Below are 23,679 nucleotides of genomic sequence, written 5' to 3'. Positions count from 1 at the left end.
TGGATAAAGTTACAAAAATAGCTTATACCTTAATTTCTTTCCATTTACCCTTTTTAAAGAGTATGTAACTAACTATGGTAAGCAAAACCTCGGCTATTGAAATGGCCAAAAATACCCCAACAGCCCCAAACTTAAAAGTTATAGCCATTATATAAGCAAAAGGAAGCTGTAACACCCAGAAAATTAAAAAATTAATCTTAGTAGGGGTATTTGTATCCCCTGCTCCATTAAAAGCCTGTGTCAATACCATACCGTAAGCATAAAACACATAACCTGCAGCAATAATCTGTAGGCACAGAGTGCCATATTCTACAACTTGTGGTGTGCTATTAAAGGATAAAATAATATCTTCTGCGAAGAATAAATATATCAAGGAAATTGAAAACATAAAGATGGCATTATACTTGCCAGTTTTCCAAACAGATTCTTCGGCCCTATCGGGTTTGTTGGCTCCCAAATTTTGGCCAACAAGAGTGGCGGCCGCGTTGCTCATTCCCCACGAAGGCATTAAGGAAAACATTATAACCCTTATAGCAATGGTGTAACCGGCCAAGACTTCACTTCCAAATTCGGACATAATCCTCATTAAAAATATCCAACTAGACGTACCAATCAAAAATTGGGCAATACCGCCAGCTGATACTTTTATGATGTTTGTCATTACTTTAAAGCGGATTACTATATCCGAAATACCAATTTTGATCTTGCTCCATCCAAAGAACAAAATTATCAATTGAAACAAAACTGCAGTTCCCCGGCCAATATTGGTAGCAATTGCAGCCCCCATAACTCCGTATTCAGGAATTGGACCCCATCCAAAAATAAAGATTGGATCAAGAATTATATTTAGACCATTGGAGAGTACCAGGATCCACATGGCAACCGAGGCATCCCCTGCTCCCCGGAAAATGGCATTTATTAAGAAAAGCAGTAGTATAGTGATATTACCTCCAATCATCAGTTGGGTGTAACCATGGCCCTCTCGTATTAGTTCAGAACTTCCGCCCATTAAACTGAGGATTTCCTTGGAATATATAGCTCCAAATATTCCGGTAATAATAGCCACAGTAATTCCCAATATGATAACCTGTACCGCCGATTCCCTAGCTCCCTGTAGATTTTTTTCACCAACCCTTCTGGCCACAATTGCCGTTGCAGCCATACTTAAACCAATGGCTAGGGCATAAATCAATGTAATCACCGATTCTGTGAGTCCTATTGTTGCTACTGCATTAACACTAACCCTGGATACATATGCAATATCTACCAAAGCAAAAATAGATTCCATTAACATTTCCAATACCATAGGTATGGAAAGCATAAAGATTGCTTTTCTGATACTTCCAGAAGTAAAATCAGTATCCTTGCCGGTCAAAGCTATGATAAAGTACTTGTATAATTTACCTAAGGTAAGTTTGTTAGTATCCGGCATGTGTAAAGAATTATGTTATATGAAGAAAATAAACGCTGGCAATAATCAAAAATCCATCAAATGAATTCTTAACATTCCATCTATGATATCTAAAAAAACATAATCGCTTTACTTCATATTAAAACAAAATTGCTTTAAAATTAGAAAAGTTTAAAATTACTTGGCATAATATTTTTTATTTCTCCAGTAACTTACTGCTCCCAATAGCAATACCCCAAAAACGGTATAATAAATAAAAGTGGGCGTAATTACCTGTGCGCCACTGGCATAACTATGAAGTCCTACTAAATAGAAATTCACCCCAAAATAGGTCATCATAATACTTCCAAAGGCAACTACGCTTAGAAAATTGAACATCCATTTACCTCGTAGACCTGGAATCAACCTTGTATGAATTACAAAAGCATAGATCATTATTGAGATCAAGGCCCATGTTTCCTTTGGATCCCATCCCCAGTAGCGACCCCAACTTTCATTGGCCCATTGTCCTCCCAAGAAATTTCCAATAGTCAACATAACCAGACCTACCGTTAAGGAAAGCTCATTGATGATGGTAAGTTCCTTGATGTTCAGGTCCATTTTTTCCTTATTCTTACTATTGGTCATGATGATCAACAAAAGGCTGACTACACCCAAGATCATGCCCACGGTGAGGGGGCCATAACTACCTACAATTACCGCAACATGGATCATTAACCAATAACTATCCAATACCGGTACAAGATTGGCTATTGACGGATCTACCCAACTCTGATGGGCAATCCATAACAGCATGGATGTCACAAAAGTAGCCGCGGCGACCGTCATATCACTTTTTTTGCTGAAAAGAAGCCCCATACCCAAAGTTGCCCAGGAAACATATAGGATACTCTCATAGGCATCGCTCCAAGGAGCATGCCCAGATATGTACCAGCGCATTCCCAATCCAAGGGTATGCAAAACAAAAAACACATAAATGAGGACTTTGATCCCGGCTATGCTAAAACGAAGAGCTTTTCTATCCTTAATAATTTGGAATACCAGTAGCACAAACATTAAGAGCCCAACCAAGGCATAATACTTATATAGCTTATTATAAATATCTGCTTTATTGTAAAATACTTCCGCGTTAATTTTGCTTTCAGAGGGCAATACCTCACTACCGTGGTTTTCTTGATTCTTTTTAAAGGCGGCCAACAATTTATCGGCTTCGGAATAGTCGCCGGTTTTTACTGCTTTCTCCAAGCTCATTAAATAGAAGGGAACGGCATTCTTTATAAAATTGGCATATAGGGAATCCGATACCTGATATTGGCCACCCCTATATTCCACTGCCGAGATCCATTTATTATTGTCGTCATTGAGCAATGGAAATATCTTGACTATTTCACCTCCCAATGCCCTATTCAACAACACCAGTCGTTCGTCCAAACTCTTAAAGTCCTTTTGGTATTGGTTAGGGGTATTGGTGGCATAGGCTTCTTGAAGGTAGGCACTTAATTTGTATTGTCCTTTTTCATCAAAGAAATCTGTAGCCTTGGCAAACTTTTTACCATGTTCCAGACCTATGATCTTACGGATACTGTCATTTTGCCCTTTTTTATCCAAGGCAATAAATTCTGCATAGTACCAAACCCTTGGATTTAGCATCATCGATAGAAATACTTGATCGGAATTGAAGTCGGTATATTTGTCCTTTAGACTTAATTTTCTCAATAGTTCGGAAGAAAACGTATTTATGGGTTTCATTCTTCCACCGGCATCCTGAATTACCAGTTTCCCAAAAGATGCAGCATGTTCCTTGGAAGGAGTCATGGCGTGCAACAATGAATCTACCTGCTGGGCAGTAGGGGTATTGTCGTGTGCATGTGAATCTGTCTCTACATTTTCCTGCGCCATCATATTTAATGTGCTTCCTAGGATAAATAGTACAGCCAATTTGGATCTTTTATTTTTTAGTTTCTCCAAGGACGCACCTAGGCTTTTAAACCTGGTCTTACCATAAAACATAATGCCCATGAGTCCGGCATACAACAAAAAATATCCAATATAAGTTATCCAAGTACCCCAAAAATCATGGTTTACAGATAGTACAGTGCCTTTTTCATCTGGGTGAAAACTAGCTTGAAAAAAACGATATCCCTTGTGGTCCAAAATATGGTTCATGTATATATCGTAGTCAAAAGGACGTTCGTCCTCAATGGTAACCTTGCTCATAAAGGACGCATAGCTGTTCTCGGTTCCCGGATGTTTTTCGGCAATAAAATCGTTTAATTTAATTCCAAAAGGCAAGGTGTAAACCTTGGAACCGTACGAAATGTTAAAGTCCAAACCTCCTACCTCAAATTCCCCGGAAAAATTTGCCACACCCTTTGCTCCCAATAATTTTTTGCGCACTGTTTCACCATTGCTGCTTATATCCACGATCAAGGCATCCAGGTCGTTCTCTGTTTTCTCATTTTCTGGTACGGGAATTACCCCATATGATCCCTTGATAATTGGCTCAGGAATTACAAATTGCATTCCTGCAGTAGTGTATAAAGATCTTAATTGCAGGGTTTGAAGGCTATCTTTCAACAATTCTCCCTGCAATTGATCGGCCATTCTCATAAACTGTCCTTCGAAAGGGGATTTAATCTGATAATTACCATCGGACTCAATAATATTTATAGCTCCTTCGGTCATTTTGTTCAAGGAAAACAAAACATTGTGTATACTGCTAACCTCTCCGCTTTCCAAATAATGCTCATGACGTTGTCCGTCACCTGCTTCTACAATTTTTAAGTATTCCTTTCCATCGGAGTCTTCGACCAAACCTTCTTTTGCGCCTTCAATAAATCCGGCATAGGATATGGTAAATGGTTGTCCGTTAAAATCGGAATTCCAGGGCAAATTGGATTTTATAGCTTCTGTGGTAACCAATATATCGTCTTCCAAAATCTTCCGTTTGGGCTCGTTGCTTATTTCCCCATCCACATAAACGGTAAGGTAGGTTTTGTCGGAATAAAATACATTTTCCGTGTTCCCTTCCCTTATTGGCATCATTCCTTCAAAACTTATATACCGGGTAACAAATGCCCCAAGTATTATTAAAATCCAAGAGAGGTGTAAAATAAGTATTGCCCATTTTTCCTTTTTTAAAAGATTATAACGAGCAATATTCCCAACAAAATTAATGACAAAAAAGACCATAATGGCCTCGAACCATGTAGCGTTGTAAATCCATATTCTTGCGGTTTCCGTGCTGTACCAGCTTTCTATAAAAGTACCAAAGGCCATGGCTGTAGCAAAAACAATAAATAAAACGGCCGTTAAACGTGTGGAAAAGAAGATTTTTTTTAGGAGTTCAATCATTTTGGCAAGAAAGGTTTGATTTAAACATGCAAAAATACATTTTTATAAGAGTTTAATTATTAAATGTTTTGTTAATTGAGTATTTACCCGCCAAACGGGATTGGCATACTCTGATGTTTGCCCGCTGGTTTATATATTGCAGATCTGCCAGTGGCTACATTCATTTACATTGGGATACATATCCATGGTTTAGGTTACAAAAAATTATATAAATAAATTCCTATAAAGACCAAGCAGTGTTTTGCTATATAAAGGGAGGAATTAGTATTTCTACATCTTAGTTTAAATTTACTGCAATTCATTGCAGTAAGTACTTGCAGTCAAAATAGGTCAACATTGGCCGCCAGCTTCAGACTTATTCAAACATCGATATTCAAAAAACTTATCGCCCATAAACCTTTAATTTTGATTTAATATTTACTTTTGACTATGATATCTATTGTTTTATTGGGAACTGGCAATGTTGCCAAACATTTGTTCAACGCCTTTTTGGGTGTTGATGAATTAGATGTGTTACAGGTAATAGGCAGGAACGAAGGCCACCTATCCCATTTTAGGAATAAGGTTGCTACGGGAACGGATTTTACAAAAATTACGGACGCAGATATTTATATTATTGCCGTAAGTGATGATGCCATTGCCCAAGTGGCACCTTATCTAAAGGAGAAAAAAGGTTTAGTGGTCCATACCTCCGGAAGTGTAGCCCTAAAATCCCTTGGAGATCTAAACAATACAGGGGTCTTTTATCCACTGCAGACCTTTAGTCAGGGCAAAACCATAGATTTTAAAAATGTGCCCATCTGTATAGAGGCCGAACATAAAATGGATATAAACCTCTTGAAAAAATTGGCAGGACTCATTAGTTTGGAAGTACACGAGATAACGAGCGAGCAACGGAAATCGCTTCACCTAGCGGCAGTATTTGTAAATAATTTCACGAATTATCTTTTTACGATAGGCCACGACATTTGTACTGAAAATAATTTGCCATTTTCCATGTTGAGGCCTTTAATTAAAGAAACCGTGGAAAAACTAGAAGAGCTATCTCCCTCAGAAGCCCAAACCGGACCGGCGAAAAGAAACGATGTGAAGACTATGGAAAGCCACTTAAATCTGCTAAAAAATAAAAATTATCAGGATATTTACAGCTTGTTAAGCAAATTGATAGGAGAAAAATATGGACAAGAGTTATAAGGAGCTGCTACAGGACATAACCACTTTTGTATTTGATGTGGATGGCGTATTTACAGATGGCAAAATTATGATCACCTCAGACGGTGAAATGTTAAGGACTATGAATGTTCAGGATGGTTATGCTGTAAAGGTGGCCATTCAACAAGGTTATAATATCTGTATCATTTCCGGTGGTACCAACGAAGGCGTTAGGTTAAGATTAAGGGGCTTGGGAGTTACCGACATACATATGGGGGCCCATCACAAAATAGACCCTTTTGACGAATATTTGGATATATACAATATAAACCCACAGCATGTTCTCTATATGGGTGATGACATCCCCGATATCCCCCCTATGAGATTGGCGGGTATTCCTTGTTGTCCACAAAATGCTGTCCCTGAAGTAAAGGCCATGTCCAAATACATTTCGCATAAATACGGTGGAGACGGCTGTGTTAGGGATGTTATTGAACAGGTTTTGAAAGTGAGAGGACACTGGGCCGAAAATTTTAGCGCCAAGAACGATTAAGATTATGTCCAATAACAAACTAAAGGAATATCGGGTAATACTTGCTTCGGCCTCTCCTAGAAGACAGCAATTCTTTAGGGAAATGGAAATAGATTTTACCGTAGATCCAATACATGTAAAGGAGATATATCCCGATCATTTAAAGGGTGCGGAAATTTCGGATTATCTGGCAGAATTAAAAGCTGGTGGATATCCAAAAAAGTTAGAGCCCAAGGATATCCTCATCACTTCCGATACCGTGGTTTGGCATAACAGTTTATCATTGGCAAAACCTGCCGATGAAAAGGAGGCGTTTTCCATGTTAAATACACTCTCTAACGATTGGCACGAAGTAATCACCTCTGTTTGTTTTACAACGAACAAAAGTCAACAAACTGTAAGTCAATCTACAAAGGTGAAATTTAAGCCATTGAGCCATTGGGAAATTGAAAATTATATTCAGAACTATAATCCGTTCGACAAAGCTGGCGGTTATGGCATACAGGATTGGATAGGCCTAATCGGGATTGAGGAAATACAGGGTTCCTATACCAATGTGGTAGGATTGCCGACCCAATTGGTTTACAAAACGTTAATGGCCATGGTAGGTTAGCTTATTTTGAATAATTTTAGAAAAAATTAATTTCTATGCAACGTCTGTTTACCTTCATTTTTGCACATATTTTATTGTTATTGGTTCTTATTAGTGCTTGTAAGGAAAATGATAAAGATTCCGAAAATATTTCTTTGGTAGGTAATGATAAGGAAATGTCCGAGCCTAAATCGGTCAAAACTCCCTTATCCGAAGAGTTCAAAGAGTATTGGTATTCTGGGAAAGCCGAAATAACTTCTTATAAGTTGGAACAGGCCCGTTATGGTGAACTAAGGGATGGAAATGCGGTTTTAATTTATGTTACCGAGCCTTTTTTAGCGGACAAACAGGTGAAAGCCGATCAATCAAATCCGAATAATGTTTCCGTATTGAAACTTAATAGTACCAAGAAATTCCTTACCGGTATCTACCCCTACTCCATAATGAACAGTAGTTTTTATCCTGTATCGGATAATCAGCACGCCATTAAACTAACCGCCTCGGTTCAGGAATGGTGTGGTCAGGTATTTACGCAATTGAACAACAGGGATAAATTTGAGATAAAATCTTTTTCCTATTTTGAGAGCGAAGGGGATCAAACCGTTACTTTGGACAAAACGCATTTAGAAAATGAAATATGGAACAAAATAAGGATCAATCCAGACAACCTTCCGGCAGGCAACATTAAAATTGTGCCTTCCATGGAATATTTACGCTTGGCACACAAACCTTTAAAAGCCTATGATGCCAAGGCTGAACTCAATACTAAAACGGATCTTTACACTTATTACATTAACTATCCGGAATTGGAAAGAACGCTGGAAATTAGCTTTTCCAAATCCTTCCCACATACTATTGAAAATTGGTCCGAAACTTATAAAAGCGGATTTGGACCCAATGCCCAAACACTTACTACCAAGGCAACGAAAATAAAAACATTAAAAAGGGCTTATTGGCAGGAAAACAAAAATAGTGATGTATTTTTGCGCGACAGTTTAGGATTATAGATTTTATGGATACACTATTTTTTGAATACAAGAACGAACTCTTAGGGACGGCTATATGCCTGTTGGTCCTATTGATTTTGAAGTATCTAGGCACTAAAGCCATAAAAAAAGTTGGAAAAATCAGCGACATCAATGAGGTACGTACTAGGTTGATCATAAAATACTCCACTGTTGGCCTTACTACTTTTGGAATAGTTGCACTGATTCTTATTTGGGGTGTAGAAATGAAAGACATCGGCCTTGTTTTTTCCTCAGTTTTTGCCGTTATAGGAGTGGCCCTTTTTGCCCAATGGTCCATATTGAGCAATGTTACTGCAGGGGTTATACTATTTTTCTCGTTTCCATTTAAAATCGGGGATAAAATTAAAATAATGGATAAGGAAATTGAATTGCCAAATGAAGTCTATCTTATAGAGGACATTAGGGCTTTTCATATCCATCTTAGAAGGAATAACGGAGAACTTTTTACCTACCCCAATAATATGATGCTTCAAAAGGCCATAGCTTTGGCACAAACCTATGAGGACTCCTTGGAAAGAAGTGAAGTACTTTAAGGTGTTAAAGTAGTTGTAAAAATTACAGCTACGGATTTTATATTTTTATATTTGGGAACCAACTAAAACTGAAATAATATGCGCCTTCCTTGGGTATTCTTTTTGGGGATACTACTTTCTTGCCAACTTATTGACGCTCAGGCACCAAAAAAAAATACTTCCTCGGACATATATCATTCCATTCAAAAATTGAATTTTTTGGGGTCGGCCCTTTATATTGCTGCACACCCCGATGATGAAAATACAAGGCTAATCTCCTATCTATCCAATGAAGTAAAAGCTAAAACAGCCTACTTATCCCTCACCCGTGGAGATGGAGGTCAAAATTTAATAGGTTCCGAACTGAGGGAATTGTTGGGAGTTTTGCGTACCCAAGAGTTATTGGCTGCCAGGCGTATCGATGGCGGGGAACAATTTTTTACAAGGGCCAATGACTTTGGTTACTCCAAGCATCCAAATGAAACCCTTAAGATTTGGAATAAGGAGGCCGTGTTAAGTGATGTTATCTGGATTATACGCAATTTTAAACCAGATGTTATCATTAATAGATTTGATCACAGATCGCCAGGTTCCACCCATGGCCATCACACCTCTTCGGCCATGCTTAGTTATGAGGCCTTCGATTTGGCCAACAATCCAAATATATATCCGGACCAACTAAAAAGTACGGACTTATGGCAACCAAAAAGGCTATTTTTTAATACCTCTTGGTGGTTTTATGGAAGTGAGGACAAATTTCAAAAAGCGGACAAATCCAAAATGATAGATCTCGATGTTGGGGTCTATTATCCATTAAGAGGCGTATCCAACAACGAAATAGCATCACTTGCCAGTAGCCAGCATTTGTGCCAAGGTTTTGGTAGATTGGCAACCCGGGGAAGTGAGAACGAGTATATAGAGCTTTTAAAGGGCGACCTCCCCAAAAATAAATCCGATATTTTCGACGGAATAAATACTTCTTGGTCAAGGGTCAAAGGCGGGGAAGCCGTGGGGAAGATTTTATATGAAATTGAAAGAAATTTTGATTTTACCCAACCAGCAAAACACCTGCCGCAACTTATTGAAGGATACAAGGCCATTTTGAAATTGCAGGACGAGCATTGGAAAAGAATTAAGAAAAAAGAGTTGGAGGACATTATCCAATCGGTTTGTGGACTTTATTTGGAAGCAACAGCCGAAGAATCCAACACATATCCCGGAAGTAGTATCGCAATTAATATAGAAGCATTGAATAGAAGTATTGCTGATATCAATCTTATATCTGTTTACACGGGCACGGATAATCATATAAACAAAAAACTAGCACTTAAAGAAAATAAGAAAGAGATATTTCAAATAAATATAAATGTTCCGAGCAATAAGGACTACACAAGTCCCTATTGGTTGAACAATAAAGGAACTACTGGAATGTATACGGTAAAGGACCAAAATCTAATTGGAAAACCGGAAACTCCCAATGCCTTTGAGGTGAATTTTGAAATGGAATTCAACGGATTCACCTTAAATATTACAAAACCAATTGTTTATAGATACTCCAAACCCGAAAAAGGGGAAATCTACCAACCCTTTGAAATATTGCCGGAGGCAACGGCAAGTTTTAAGGATAAGGTAATCATTTTTGCCAGTTCCGAACCCAAGGAAATCCCCGTTACTATTAAAGCACTTAAAGACAATGTAAAGGGGGAACTGCAGCTGTGTTTTGGAAAGGGTTGGAAAGTTGATCAAGAAATAAAATCCTTTGAAATTGCAAAAAAGGGAGACCAACGAATATTGAATTTTATATTAACACCCCCTACCAAAGAAGATGAAAATTATATTTCCCCAATTATTAAAGTGGATGGCAAGGAAATCTCTAAAGAATTGATAGAAATATCCTATGACCATATTCCCAAACAATCTGTGCTATTGCCTTCCGAAACCAAAGTGGTTAGATTGGACATTAACAAGAATGGGGAAAATATAGGGTATATAAACGGGGCTGGGGATGAAATACCCGAAAGTCTTAAACAAATAGGATATAAGGTAGAATACATAGACCCTAAAACCATTCAAGCTGGTTCCTTGACCAAATATGATGCAATTGTTGTTGGCATAAGGGCGTACAACGTAGTGGATGAATTAAAATTTAAGCAGCGCTATTTATTGGATTATGTAAAAGAGGGTGGCAACCTAATTGTTCAGTACAACACAGCTGGCAGAAATGGATTGGACATGGATAACCTTGCCCCCTACCCTTTATCCATTTCACGCGATAGGGTTACGGATGAAGCCTCCAATGTGAGCATACTGGCCAAATCGCATGCCTTGGTCAATTATCCAAATAAAATAACCCAAAACGATTTTAATGGCTGGGTTCAGGAACGCGGTCTATATTTTCCGGATCAATGGTCCAAAGAGTTTACCCCTATACTTTCAATGAACGATGAAGGGGAAGCAAGCTTAAATGGCAGCCTTTTAGTTGCACCATACGGGAAGGGGAACTATATTTATACGGGATTGAGCTTTTTCAGGGAATTACCGGCCGGTGTAACAGGTGCTTATAGACTGTTTGCCAATATGCTTTCCCTAAAACAGGAAAGTCAAAAATAAAAAACAAATAACAAGAATAGTTATGTTCGAGAAATTTGATTGGAAAAAGGAGTATACGCTAGTGCTAGCACTGAATATCATCTATATAATTGTTTTTTATTTAATAATGACAGGAAACCGATAAAATGGCTGCAATAGATTGGATCATACTTGTCGGAACCCTTATTTTCATTGTTGGATACGGCGTTTGGAGAACAAAGGGAAGTAAGAACGTAACGGACTACGTCCTTGGCGGTCACGATGCCAAATGGTGGACCATAGGACTTTCCGTAATGGCTACACAAGCAAGTGCAATAACATTTTTGTCCACTCCAGGACAGGCATTTCATGATGGAATGGGGTTCGTTCAGTTTTATTTTGGCCTGCCATTGGCAATGATTATTATATGTCTTGTTTTTGTCCCCATTTATCATCGCCTCAATGTATATACCGCCTATGAATTTTTGGAAAATCGCTTCGATTTAAAAACAAGGACGCTGGCGGCCTTATTATTTTTAATTCAACGTGGTCTTGCCGCCGGTATTACCATTTTTGCACCTTCTATTATTCTTTCGGCCGTATTGGGCTGGGATTTAAGAACCCTAAATATTTTGATAGGTATCCTTGTTATCATTTATACCGTTTCTGGGGGTACCAGGGCTGTGAGTGTTACACATAAACAACAAATGTTCATTATAATGACAGGAATGTTTATCGCATTCTTTTTTATACTTGGTTATTTGCCGGAGGACATTACTTTTAGCAAGGCACTGAAGATTGCCGGGGCCAGTGATAAATTAAATATTTTAGACTTTAGTGTCAACACCACAAGTCGCTATACCTTTTGGAGTGGAATTACTGGTGGACTATTTCTTGCCCTGGCCTATTTTGGAACAGATCAGAGTCAGGTACAAAGATATCTTTCCGGAAAAACGGTAAGGGAAAGTCAGCTTGGACTTATTTTTAATGGATTATTAAAAATACCAATGCAATTCTTTATATTATTGGTGGGCGTAATGGTATTCATTTTTTTCCAGTTCAACCACTCTCCTTTAAACTTTAATCCGGCTGCTACCAGTGCCATAATGGAATCTTCCTATTCCGAAGACTATAAGATATTGGAAGAAGAACATTTAGTCTTGGAGAGCGAAAAAAGAATGGCCCAAAATAAATTCTCCGGAGCCCTGGATCTTAAGGAGTACGATGCCATTGAAGATGCCAAACAACACATTGTAAGTATAAACAATAAGGATAAGGAAAATAGAAAGGCGGCCCAAGCACTAATTTCTATGGCCGATGATAGTGTGGAGACCAATGACAAGGATTATGTGTTTATCCATTTTATTTTAAATTTTCTACCCAAGGGACTTATTGGTCTACTATTGGCGGTTATACTTTCGGCGGCCATGTCCTCTACTGCCTCTGAATTAAATGCTTTGGGTACGGTTACATCTTTGGATTTATACAAGCGAAATAAGAAAGGTGAATTTACCCAGGCACATTATGTAAAGGCCTCAAAATTATTTACCCTTCTGTGGGGTGTTATAGCCATTGCAATTGCCTGCGTGGCCAACCTATTTGATAATCTCATTCAATTAGTCAATATTATAGGGTCCATATTTTATGGAAACGTTCTAGGTATTTTTCTGATTGCCTTCTTTCTTAAATTCATAAAGGGCAATGCCGTTTTTGTGGCTGCTTTGATAACACAGTGCATCGTAATAATAGGTTGGAGTTACGACTGGATGTCCTATTTGTGGTTAAATGCTTTTGGGTGTTGTTTGATAATAGTTTTGGCAACAATATTGGAAGGATTTGACCGTCTTTTAAAAAATCCCCCAATAGAGGCATAATATTTCTCTTCATTTTGATGGTATTGGTAATGGTTACCCATAATTAAATCATCATCGATCCTTCATATGACCGCATTCATGTAGGTTTAATGGTGTGTATATAATGAAATTTTATCAAGTCCACGAAAAATTTAGGTGATTTGTTAGGATTATTTATATATTTAATGTTAGCAAACTGTTAAAATTTGCTTCTTATGCCAAAAATTCTACTCTCGTATCTACTACTATACTATAATGATTAAGGAGAAATACACTATAAAGGACATAGCCCAAATGGCAGGTGTTTCCAAGGGAACAGTAGATAGAGTATTACACAAACGCGGTAAGGTTTCCAAAAATGCTTTTGAAAAAGTTGATAAGGTACTTAAGGAAATAGACTATAAGCCCAATCCAATTGCCAGGAACCTTAAGAGAAACAAAACCTATAGTATACATGTTCTACTTCCGGACCCCAATAAGGATCCCTATTGGATTCCTGCCAATGAAGGAGTTATAGAGGCCTCAAATCAATTTACCCCTTTTGGAATACTTATTAGGAAATATTTCTACGACCCTGCCGAGAAATCGTCTTTTATGGAGCAATCAGAGGAAGCTATCCGGTCAAGACCTGATGTTCTTTTAATGGCACCCATCTTTGAAAGCGAATCACAAGTGGTTTTAGGACAGTGTTGTGAAGCCAAAATTCCAGTGGTTCTTTTCAATAATCATATTAATTGTTTTAAGGAACAAATTTTTATTGGCCAAGACCTAAAACAAAGTGGCAGGGTTGCAGCAAGTTTAATGGAGAAAATAATTGGAAAGAATGATGGCATAGCCATTATCCATATCAATAAAGAACCCCACATGCAATCCAAGGAGAATGGGTTTGTAGAATTTTTTAAAGAAAAGTCGGATAGAAATCATATTATGGTTTCCAAAACTTTTAATTCTGCCGAAAAAAATCGTTTTAGCCATGAAGTATCCCTATTCATAAAAAACAATCCTGAAATTAATGCATTTTTTGTAACCAATTCAAAGGCATATATGTTGGTTGAAGCTTTTCAAGAACTTAAAAAAGATAATGCGGTTATAATAGGATACGATTTATTAAAACCTAATATTAAGTATCTTGGGCAAGGGGATATAAAGTTTTTAATTCACCAAAAACCTAAGAGACAGGCTTTTCTGAGTGTTAATTATTTGGCCGAACATTTTCTTTTTGGAAAGCCCTTACCTCCGCACGAGTTCCTTCCTATAGATGTTATTACTACAGAAAATGCTCATTATTACCTTTAATTAGGTTGATAAAACATACAACTATTCAGGATTGACCTTAAAATAATTAAGGTTTTATTCAATGTGCTCGAACACATTTGTACCTATACTATTTGTTTTATTAAAAAAAAAGATTAATTTCACTCTTAACTTAATATTAACAAACAACTAATTTATTAACTCAAACAACTTTATTATGGTCAAAAAATTGCTATTATTTTTTGTACTAGTGTTCGGAGCCTATCCGTTACTGGCGCAAAGCAAAACGGTGACAGGTACGGTCACTGATGCTACGGATGGTTCCCCTCTACCAGGTGTAAACGTGCTTGTACAAGGAACCACAACTGGATCTCAGACTGATTTTGATGGAAATTATTCCATTGAGGCAGCAAGCGGTGATGTATTGGTATTTTCATTTCTTGGAATGAAAACCCAATCGGTAACTGTAGGTGCATCCAATACTATTAATGTATCTATGCAGGAAGATGCGGAACAACTGGGCGAAGTGGTTGTAACGGCTTTGGGTATTACAAAAGAACAGCGTAAAGTTGGATATGCCGTTACCACTGTTGATGCCGAAAATTTCACCAAGGCCAGGGAGGTAAACGTTGCCAATTCTTTGGCAGGACGTGTAGCTGGGGTTAACATCAAGGGAACAAGTAGTGGTCCAGGTGGTACTTCCAAAATTTTCTTGCGTGGTCTTTCAAGTACATCTGGAGGATCTCCTTTATTTGTAATCGATGGGGTCCCTTTAGATAATACTCAGCGTGGTAGTGCCGGCCAATGGGGTGGTGCCGATGGAGGTGATGGTATTGGGAACATTAACCCTGATGACATTGAAAAAATGACCGTTCTTAAAGGTCAGTCTGCATCCGCTTTATATGGCTCTAGAGCTTCAAACGGTGTGATTTTAATTACGACTAAAAAAGGAAAAAAAGGTTCTGATTGGGAGGTTTCATACAACACTAATTATACAGTGGAGCAAGGTGTGGATTTTACCGATTTTCAAAAGGAATATGGCCAAGGTGTTGGTGGTATAAAACCTGTTACTGCACCTGACGCGCGTACCACTGCCAGATCATCTTGGGGAGCCAAATTGGATGGTAGTCAAGTGGTGGGTTTCGATGGAAACCAGTACACCTATGATGTTGCCAAAAATAATTATCTTGATTTTTATAGGACCGGGAGTAATTTTACCAATACCGTTGGTGTAACCAAAGGTTTAGGTGATGGTTCCTTCAGGGTATCGGCTTCCTACTTGGATGCAAAATCAATAGTTCCCAACAGTGGAGTTAAAAGGTATAATTTTACTTTTAGCGCTGATCAAAACATTACCGATAAACTGAATGTTTCGGCTCAGATTTCCTACATCGATGAACAGACTGACAATCGTCCATTATTGAGCGATGGTCCTAAAAACCCAAACAACTTCCTGTTTTTAGCACCTAATGTGGATCCCACAATTTATGCTCCCGGATATGACCCTGTCACCGGTGCTGAAACTGTATTTAGTGATGACATCTACGTTACCAACCCATATTTTATAGCGAATCAGGGAGTAAATGATTTTGGAAGGAAAAGAACCATCTCTATTTTGTCCACAAAATACAACTTTACTGAAAACATATATGCCATGGTACGTATGGGTAATGATGTTGGACATGATTCAGACTTTCAAGTTGATCCCTGGGGATTGGCCTATACAGGAGACCTTAAAGGTGGCCTAGGTCGTAAAGGTCAATCTGAAACTACTGAATTTAACCTAGAAGGGTTGTTAGCTGGATCTTTCGTTATTACTGATGACTTTGAATTGGACGCCTTATTAGGTACCAATTTAAGGAAAAATAGATTTGAAACCGTTGGCGTAGGCGGTGGCCGCTTTGTTCTACCTTATTTATATACTCCCGCAAATACGGAGACTCAATCAAGAAGTTATGGGTTTAATGAAAGGGAAGTACAGTCGGCTTACTATTCCTTGGATTTTAGTTATAAGAGATATTTAACGTTAAGTACAACCGGACGATATGATACGTATTCGACCTTACCTGCTGGAAATCGCGATATCTTTACCCCTTCTGTGACAGGTGCGTTCACCTTTTCGGATCTTATAAATTCAGAAAGTCTTTCGTATGGTAAATTTAGGGCATCCTATGCAGTTACTAGTGGAGAACCGGCGGATCCTTATTTAACACAGGTGTATTACAATTCTGGGAACACTTTTAATGGAATACCTACAGGTTCTTCCCCTACTAGTTTACCTAATACGTTAAAACCATTTACTATTAGTGAGTATGAATTTGGACTCGATGTCAAGTTTTTTCAAAATAGATTGGCATTTGATATTTCTTATTTTGATAAGAAAACCAAGAATGAGATTCAAAATGCACAATATTCTATTTCATCAGGGTTTTCTTCTGGTGTAATTGGAAATGGATCTGTTCAAAATAAAGGTTTGGAAGTTTTGGTTACAGGTGTTCCTATTCAGAATGATGATTTCTCATGGACAACTTCGTTGAACTTAACAACTTTGAAAAATGAGGTATTGAAAACAGACTTGGCCGACAACCCCATTAATTTAGGACAGAATAGAGGTACTTTAGGCAATGCCGTTACCTCGTTTGTAGTTGGTGAGGCCGGCCCTCAGATCAGAGCATACGACTATACCTATGATGCCAACGGTAACATAGTAGTAGATGCGGCTGGGCTTCCTGTACGAGGAGAATTTAAGAATTTTGGTTCGGTTCTACCAAATCTTTACGGAGGCTGGAATAACGACTTTAATTACAAAGGATTCAACCTATCCTTTTTGATAGATTATAGTTTTGGAAACAAAGTGCTTTCTGCCACCGAGTACTATTCTACTTGGAGAGGTTTGAACAAAACGACCCTAGTAGGTCGTGAAGGTGGGGTAACCACCAACGGGATTACAGCAGATGCAGAAGCATATTATAAGGCTCTTGCTCAAAATATTACCGGTACAAGTGTTGTTGATGGAGACTTTATTAAATTAAGACAATTAGTATTGGGGTATTCTTTGCCATCAGATTTGTTTCAAAATACAAATGTACTTAAAGGTGTAAATATCTCCTTGGTTGCTAGAAATTTGGCTATCCTTATGAGGAATGCTAAGAATATTGACCCTGAGAACAATTTTGGCGCCAATATTAATTATACTGGTATCGAAGGAACAAGTTTGCCATCTACTCGTAGCATAGGGTTAAATGTTAATTTTAAATTACAATAATTATGAAAAGATATCTTAATATATTTTTTATAGGGTTCTTACTGATTTTATCATCATGCGATGATAATTTCGATGAAATAAATACTGACCCCAACAGAGCAGGTGCGGATATATTTGATCCCAACCTAATTTTGCCAAATGTTCTGGCAGGATATGCCAATACCACAGTAGGCTACAGCGGATCTATTTTGTTCCAGAGTATGTGGACACAAACTTTGGCTTCCACCACGACCGGTGGTGCCAATTACTATTCCAATGGGGACAAATATGTAGCTTCAGGGAGTATAAATTCCTATATACAGAATGTTTGGAACAGTGATTTTGCTAATGCATCTAGGGCAGACCAAATGGAGAAATTATCCAGTGAAAATCCAGATTTGGTCAACTTGCAGGCTTTGGGTAAAATGATGAAAGTCCTGAATTTATCATTCATCACCGACATTTATGGTGATATTCCTTACTCTGAAGCATTAATGGCCGAAGAAGGTATTACACAACCGGTATATGATAAGCAGGAGGTACTATATCCGGCAATGCTTCAAGATTTGGAATCGGCTTTAAATGCTATGGACGCATCTCAAAGGTCACCTACCAATGATCCTCTTTATGCTGGTGACATAAGCAAATGGCGAAAATTTGGTTATTCATTGATGCTTAAACTTGCAATGAGAATGGTGAATTCCAATCCCACTGAGGCTCAGTCCTATTTGGCCAAAGCCTTGGCTGGCGGAATTTTCGCAAGTACAGCAGATGAAGCCGTGCTTCCAATGGATGCTGATAATTTTCCTAACACCAATGCTAATTCCTTAAGAACTGTTGATGATACTTATGAAGTTCGTTGGAGCAAACCACTGATAGATTACCTAGTTGCAAACGATGACCCCCGATTAAGTATATCTGCAGAAGTACCTCCTGCTGGGCTAGCAGCTAACTTTGACCCAAATTCTGTTGGAAATTCAGATCCAGCTATTCAAATAGGGTTGCCAAACGGTTACGACACCAGTGGTGGTGCTACGGATATAAGTAATCACCCTGATTTTCCTGGGCCATCTGGAACTGGAGATGACGAAGCCAAAATTGGTAACTATTCCAGACCCACAGGTATCTATAGGGAAAGAAGTGCACCTATTTTTATTCTCACCTATGGAGAAATTCAATTGCTATTGGCCGATGCTGCCGCGAGAGGTTATACTACTCCTGGAAGCGCCGCCCAACATTATAGCAATGGAATAGTAGGGGTTATGCTTTCAATGAATTCCTTTGGTTCAGCTACTCAATTAACCGAGGCAGATGCCCTTGCCTTTGCTGCTGCCAATCCTTTGGATGTAAGTTCCACTGAAGCATCTTTGCAGATGATTAATGAACAAATTTGGGCTTCAACTGGGCTTATGGGTAATTTTGTAGAAACCTGGAACAACTGGAAAAGAACAGGTTACCCTGTATTGACACCTGTTAATTTCTCAGGAAATTTCTCAAATGGTCAAATTCCTTTACGACAGGTTTATCCTTCTTCAGAAAGCAGTAACAACCCGGATAATTTTAATGCTGCTGTATCCAATATGGGTGGAGATACATGGACCACTAAAATGTGGTGGGCAAAATAACAGATTTGTATTGTTTTGAATCACAATTTTATTTAAGTTAGTAAGAAAAGGAGAGGAAACTCTCCTTTTCTATTCTAAATACTTTTACAATATGGAAAATAGAATATTAAAGTTCCTGCATTTTTGGTTCCTTTTCTTTATTTTATATTTGATCTCCTATGTTGCATCGGCCCAAGATTCAAATAGGTTTACCCTCATGAAATCTTCACAGACCAAGATAGATTTCAATAATAAAATTAAGGACAGAAAAGATGCCAATATCTTAATTTATTCCAATTTTTATGGAGGAGCTGGTGTCGGAGTAGGTGATTTTAATAATGATGGGTTACAAGATTTGTATTTCGCGGGCAATATGGTTCCCGACAAGTTATATTTTAATCAAGGAAATTTTGAATTTAAAGATGTAACTCAAAATTCAGGAATCAATGACGATGGCGGATGGTCCACAGGGGTAACCATCGCAGATGTGAACAATGATGGTTATTTGGATATATACGTTAGCAGGGAACTTTATGACGACAAGCCCGAGTGGAGAACCAATCTTTTATATATAAATAATGGGGACGGAAAATTTGTGGAGTCTGCCTCAAAATATGGGGTGGCTGATTCCCAAAGGACAAGGCACGCCACTTTTTTAGATTATGACAAAGATGGATTGTTAGATTTATTTTTATTGACCCAGCCACCAAACCCTGGAAGTTATTCCCAATTTTCTGGCACAACTTTGCTTAAAGAGGAATATCATATAAAACTATTTAATAACACAGGTAAGGATTTTTTTATTGAAACAACTAAGGAAGCCGGACTACTACTTACCGGATTCCCCAATGGGGTTTCTGCAAGTGATATCAATAACGATGGTTGGACAGATATCTACGTTGCAAATGATTTTAATGCACCGGATTTTCTTCTTTTGAACAATAAGGATGGTACATTCACCAATGTTGCCGACAAGGCACTCAACCACATGTCCTACTATAGTATGGGTGTGGATGTTGCTGATATTAACAATGACGCCCTCTTGGATATTTTTGTGGTAGACATGGTTGCCGAGGACAATTTCAGATTAAAATCGAACATGAGTGGAATGAATCCCGATTCGTTTTGGAAAGTTGTGGATGAAGGTGGTCATTATCAGTATATGTATAATGCCTTACAGTTAAATAATGGAAACGGAACCTTAAGTGATGTTGCACAAATTACTGGGATGGCTGCAACCGATTGGAGTTGGTCCAACCTAATTGCTGATTTTGATAATGATGGTTTAAAGGACACCTATATTACCAATGGCCTTCTTCATGATATTAGAAACACGGATGCAGATAAAAAAGTAGGAAGCCTAATTAACGAAGCAACTTTTAAGTATTTGGAAGAAAATCCGCAAGGTGGTAACATTACAAGTGTTTTCGATATTTTAGATCTAGATAAGATTCTATCCGTTCTTCCTTCACAGCCATTACAAAATTATGCTTATAAGAACATGGGAGATCTTAATTTTAAAAAGGTTATCGAGGATTGGGGACTAAAGGAAGAATCATTTTCCAATGGTTCCGCCTACGCCGATTTGGACAATGATGGAGATCTGGATCTAATAGTCAATAATATTAATGAAAAAGCCTACTTATATAAAAACAACTCGGAAAAATTTGACTCAACTAATTATTTACGGTTAAGATTAAATGATTCAAGTAATAGAGCTCTTTTTGGAACAAAAATTACATTATACGATAATGGGAACATGCAATTTTTGGAACATACTAATGTAAGGGGTATATATTCAACAAGTGAGCCCAATCTGCATTTTGGGTTAAATACGACCATGGTTATTGACAGTATTGTGGTTCAATGGCCTAACGATACTTATGAAGTTTTAAAGAACGTTAAAACCAATCAAATATTAGATTTAAACATGACCAATGGTATACATAAGTCTAACTCTGATATAAAGGTTACTCCATCAATATTCATAGAGGCACTAGATGATTTGCCATTTATTTATACCCATAAAGACAACGAATTCAACGATTATGATCATCAAGTTTTGTTACCACATAAAATGTCCCAGTTTGGACCTGCTATGGCAAAAGGAGATGTTAATAATGATGGTTTGGAAGATATTTTTATCGGCGGGGCATTTGGTATAGAGGCATCACTATATATCGCTGATAAAAATGGCGGCTTTTCAAAAATGCAAGATGAAATTTGGAAAAAGGACATAGATTACGAAGATGTAGACGCCTTGTTTGTTGATATTAATGGGGATGGATTTCAAGATTTATATGTGGTAAGTGGAGGAAATGAATATGGAGCTAATGACCCTCATTATTTAGATCGACTATATTTGAACACTGGTAAAGGTGGTTTCGCAAAAGATACCATCCTGAATATTTATGTTAATAGTGGTTCCAAAGTTATCGCAGAGGATTTTGACAATGATGGGGATTTGGATCTTTTTGTTGGAGGAAGACATGTACCCCATAATTACCCCAGACCGGCAACCAGTATGATCTTAAAAAATGAAAACGGACAATTAGTAAACCGTACCATGGAAATTGCTCCAGAATTAAAAAATTTGGGAATGGTAACGGATGCCGTGTGGAGTGATTATGACAATGACGGCCATATAGACCTTATTGTTGTCGGAGAATGGATGCCCATAACAATATTTAAAAATAGCCAAGGAATTTTGAATAAAATAACAAATCCGGTATTGGATGGAACATCGGGTTGGTGGTTCAGCCTCGATAAAGGGGATTTTGACCAAGATGGAGATATTGATTTTATAGCTGGAAACATCGGTTTAAATTATAAATATAAAACTTCTCCAGAAAAACCCTTTGATATTTACTATAATGATTTTGATAATAATGGCAGTTATGATATTGTGCTGGGGTATTACAATGGCGAAAAGCATTATCCATTAAGAGGGTTTTCGTGTTCGTCGGAACAAATACCAGGACTCAAAGACAAAATTAAAAAGTATGATCTATTCGCGTCTATGGAACTAGATCAAGTTTATGGCAAAGAAAATTTGGAAAGATCGCTACATTATAAAGCCGATACTTTTGCTTCATCCTATATAGAGAATTTGGGCAATGGTAATTTCAAGGTTTCCGCATTACCCAATATGGCTCAATTATCCAATATCAATGATATGTTATTGGAAGATTTTAATAACGATGGCAAACTTGATGTATTGGCCGTAGGGAATTTGTTTGTTTCAGAAATCGAAACGCCACGGAACGACGCCGGAACCGGAGTATTATTATTAGGAAATGGGAAAGGTGGTTTTGACCCACTGAGCGTTAAGGAAAGTGGTTTTTTTGCTAACAAGGATGCTAAAAGAATTATTTCAGTTTTTAACGGAGATAAAAAATGGGTTATTGTAGCAAACAATAACGAAAAGACCCATTTTTATGAGCAAATAAATAAATAATTGTTTTAAACCATAAAGGAAGTCCCATCAATAATAGAATTGTTATAGATTAATAAAACTGAAAAAGACAATAATTCTTATTTAGTATATTATTTAATAACCTAACAAATAATACCATCAAATTAACCAAAAAAAAAGCTCACTAATAAGTGAGCTTTTTAAATCGGTACAAAGATATTACTTAGCCCCCCACTCTTTTAGGGAGTCTTTGTTCATCTTAATATAGTCATCATTACCCGCAGCTTCAGCAGCGGCCAACGATTTTTTAGCAGTTTCAATGGCTTGTTTTTTGTCTCCGGCCTTAGCGTAGATCAAGGATTGTTGTCTCAACTGCCAAAAAGCGGGTTCGTAGGTCATACTCATAGCCTTTTCCATCCATTCCTTGGCCTTATTGATATCCTTATCAGCATTCATATAATATACGGCAGCGGCATAATAATCGTTGGCATCAGGACCTTTCATTACCTTTTCTATAGCACTGGTCACCGCTTTGTCCGTAGGAACATCAAACTTTACCCCTACATATACGTCTGACCAATACATGCCCAAGGTGGCACCGTTATCAGAAAGGCCGTCTATAGATATCGTAAATGTTTCAACCTGAAATGGCAGATTTTGAACTTGAGCCGTTGTTTTAGCGGCAACTTTGCTTTCGTCCCAAGTAGCGGGAGTTCCTCCTCCGTCGGCTTCGGTATAAAACATTACCTCCCAGGAAGTTGCTCCGGGCTTGGTATATATGGCGTAGGAACCAGCTTTAAGTTCTTGATTATCAATTTTTACATTTTCACTAAAGGTTATTTTGGTCCTGGCATTGGCCCCTGTTCTCCATAATTTATCATAAGGCACCAAATCCCCAAAAATGGTTCTTCCACGCATGGATGGCCTGGAATATTCCAACTTTACGTCGGTCAATCCAACCTTTTGGATCAAGGTAGAGGACGGGCTCGCGGCCGGTGTCGAAATCTGTGACTGTACTCCAAAGGATACAGCAATCATAAATACAAAAAGTGCTATTTTTTTCATGTTGATAAGTGTTTAGAATGTTTATGCTAAATTACATATTAAAAGCCTAATCTGGAAGTGGGTCTGTCGTATTATACCCAACTAATAATAATATC

Annotated in this window: 14 protein-coding genes; 11 read left to right on the top strand and 3 right to left on the bottom strand. The window is 37.9% G+C overall.

What is annotated here, in order from left to right:
* Positions 1-22 precede the first annotated feature (22 nt).
* Both BUA60_RS06405 and ccsA read right to left on the bottom strand, forming a co-directional pair.
* Complete coding sequence (locus BUA60_RS06405; protein ID WP_072860952.1) at positions 23-1,432, bottom strand: MATE family efflux transporter; 1,410 nt, start codon at positions 1,430-1,432, stop codon at positions 23-25.
* 156 nt (positions 1,433-1,588) lie between these two features.
* Positions 1,589-4,765 (bottom strand): cytochrome c biogenesis protein CcsA, encoded by a 3,177-nt coding sequence (gene ccsA, locus BUA60_RS06400; protein ID WP_072860951.1) that lies wholly within the window; start codon positions 4,763-4,765, stop codon positions 1,589-1,591.
* Between the two features lie 429 nt (positions 4,766-5,194).
* On the opposite strand from ccsA, the gene BUA60_RS06395 reads away from it, so the two are divergent.
* The 11 genes from BUA60_RS06395 (at position 5,195) to BUA60_RS06345 (ending at position 22,561) form a co-directional block, all read left to right on the top strand.
* Positions 5,195-5,959 carry a Rossmann-like and DUF2520 domain-containing protein gene (locus BUA60_RS06395; RefSeq protein WP_072860950.1) on the top strand — a complete coding sequence of 255 codons (765 nt, stop codon included), beginning with the start codon at positions 5,195-5,197 and terminating at the stop codon, positions 5,957-5,959.
* Complete coding sequence (locus BUA60_RS06390) at positions 5,943-6,470, top strand: KdsC family phosphatase (protein ID WP_072860949.1); 528 nt, start codon at positions 5,943-5,945, stop codon at positions 6,468-6,470. The genes BUA60_RS06395 and BUA60_RS06390 overlap by 17 nt, the downstream gene beginning before the upstream one ends.
* A gap of 4 nt (positions 6,471-6,474) precedes the next feature.
* Positions 6,475-7,062, top strand: coding sequence for a Maf family protein (locus BUA60_RS06385; RefSeq protein WP_072860948.1), 588 nt, complete (start codon positions 6,475-6,477; stop codon positions 7,060-7,062).
* Positions 7,063-7,097: 35 nt separating this feature from the next.
* Positions 7,098-8,048 carry a septum formation inhibitor Maf gene (locus BUA60_RS06380; RefSeq protein ID WP_072860947.1) on the top strand — a complete coding sequence of 317 codons (951 nt, stop codon included), beginning with the start codon at positions 7,098-7,100 and terminating at the stop codon, positions 8,046-8,048.
* Positions 8,049-8,053: 5 nt separating this feature from the next.
* Positions 8,054-8,602 (top strand): mechanosensitive ion channel domain-containing protein, encoded by a 549-nt coding sequence (locus BUA60_RS06375; protein ID WP_072860946.1) that lies wholly within the window; start codon positions 8,054-8,056, stop codon positions 8,600-8,602.
* A gap of 78 nt (positions 8,603-8,680) precedes the next feature.
* Positions 8,681-11,191 carry a PIG-L family deacetylase gene (locus BUA60_RS06370; protein WP_072860945.1) on the top strand — a complete coding sequence of 837 codons (2,511 nt, stop codon included), beginning with the start codon at positions 8,681-8,683 and terminating at the stop codon, positions 11,189-11,191.
* A gap of 125 nt (positions 11,192-11,316) precedes the next feature.
* Positions 11,317-13,023, top strand: coding sequence for a sodium:solute symporter family protein (locus tag BUA60_RS06365; RefSeq protein ID WP_072860944.1), 1,707 nt, complete (start codon positions 11,317-11,319; stop codon positions 13,021-13,023).
* A gap of 234 nt (positions 13,024-13,257) precedes the next feature.
* Positions 13,258-14,298, top strand: a complete 1,041-nt coding sequence (locus BUA60_RS06360; RefSeq protein WP_072860943.1) for a LacI family DNA-binding transcriptional regulator — start codon at positions 13,258-13,260, stop codon at positions 14,296-14,298.
* 175 nt (positions 14,299-14,473) lie between these two features.
* On the top strand, positions 14,474-17,521 hold the full coding sequence (locus BUA60_RS06355; RefSeq protein ID WP_072860942.1) for a SusC/RagA family TonB-linked outer membrane protein: 3,048 nt from the start codon (positions 14,474-14,476) through the stop codon (positions 17,519-17,521).
* 2 nt (positions 17,522-17,523) lie between these two features.
* Positions 17,524-19,125, top strand: coding sequence for a SusD/RagB family nutrient-binding outer membrane lipoprotein (locus BUA60_RS06350; RefSeq protein ID WP_072860941.1), 1,602 nt, complete (start codon positions 17,524-17,526; stop codon positions 19,123-19,125).
* A gap of 91 nt (positions 19,126-19,216) precedes the next feature.
* Positions 19,217-22,561 carry a VCBS repeat-containing protein gene (locus BUA60_RS06345; RefSeq protein WP_072860940.1) on the top strand — a complete coding sequence of 1,115 codons (3,345 nt, stop codon included), beginning with the start codon at positions 19,217-19,219 and terminating at the stop codon, positions 22,559-22,561.
* Positions 22,562-22,738: 177 nt separating this feature from the next.
* Here BUA60_RS06345 and BUA60_RS06340 read toward each other — a convergent pair whose 3' ends face one another.
* Complete coding sequence (locus tag BUA60_RS06340; protein ID WP_072860939.1) at positions 22,739-23,584, bottom strand: DUF2911 domain-containing protein; 846 nt, start codon at positions 23,582-23,584, stop codon at positions 22,739-22,741.
* Positions 23,585-23,679: the final 95 nt, after the last annotated feature.

Source organism: Arenibacter palladensis (assembly GCF_900129275.1).
Classification (GTDB): Bacteria; Bacteroidota; Bacteroidia; order Flavobacteriales; family Flavobacteriaceae; genus Arenibacter; species Arenibacter palladensis.
The sequence above is the reverse complement of the archived record's forward strand: the minus strand, read 5'-3'. Positions and strand labels throughout refer to the sequence as shown.

Excerpts from the sequence above, each read along its gene's own strand:
- BUA60_RS06405 (WP_072860952.1), bottom strand. The coding sequence starts at position 1,432 with ATGCCGGATACTAACAAACTTACCTTAGGTAAATTATACAAGTACTTT.
- ccsA (WP_072860951.1), bottom strand. The coding sequence starts at position 4,765 with ATGATTGAACTCCTAAAAAAAATCTTCTTTTCCACACGTTTAACGGCC.
- BUA60_RS06395 (WP_072860950.1), top strand. The coding sequence starts at position 5,195 with ATGATATCTATTGTTTTATTGGGAACTGGCAATGTTGCCAAACATTTG.
- BUA60_RS06390 (WP_072860949.1), top strand. The coding sequence starts at position 5,943 with ATGGACAAGAGTTATAAGGAGCTGCTACAGGACATAACCACTTTTGTA.
- BUA60_RS06385 (WP_072860948.1), top strand. The coding sequence starts at position 6,475 with ATGTCCAATAACAAACTAAAGGAATATCGGGTAATACTTGCTTCGGCC.
- BUA60_RS06380 (WP_072860947.1), top strand. The coding sequence starts at position 7,098 with ATGCAACGTCTGTTTACCTTCATTTTTGCACATATTTTATTGTTATTG.
- BUA60_RS06375 (WP_072860946.1), top strand. The coding sequence starts at position 8,054 with ATGGATACACTATTTTTTGAATACAAGAACGAACTCTTAGGGACGGCT.
- BUA60_RS06370 (WP_072860945.1), top strand. The coding sequence starts at position 8,681 with ATGCGCCTTCCTTGGGTATTCTTTTTGGGGATACTACTTTCTTGCCAA.
- BUA60_RS06365 (WP_072860944.1), top strand. The coding sequence starts at position 11,317 with ATGGCTGCAATAGATTGGATCATACTTGTCGGAACCCTTATTTTCATT.
- BUA60_RS06360 (WP_072860943.1), top strand. The coding sequence starts at position 13,258 with ATGATTAAGGAGAAATACACTATAAAGGACATAGCCCAAATGGCAGGT.
- BUA60_RS06355 (WP_072860942.1), top strand. The coding sequence starts at position 14,474 with ATGGTCAAAAAATTGCTATTATTTTTTGTACTAGTGTTCGGAGCCTAT.
- BUA60_RS06350 (WP_072860941.1), top strand. The coding sequence starts at position 17,524 with ATGAAAAGATATCTTAATATATTTTTTATAGGGTTCTTACTGATTTTA.
- BUA60_RS06345 (WP_072860940.1), top strand. The coding sequence starts at position 19,217 with ATGGAAAATAGAATATTAAAGTTCCTGCATTTTTGGTTCCTTTTCTTT.
- BUA60_RS06340 (WP_072860939.1), bottom strand. The coding sequence starts at position 23,584 with ATGAAAAAAATAGCACTTTTTGTATTTATGATTGCTGTATCCTTTGGA.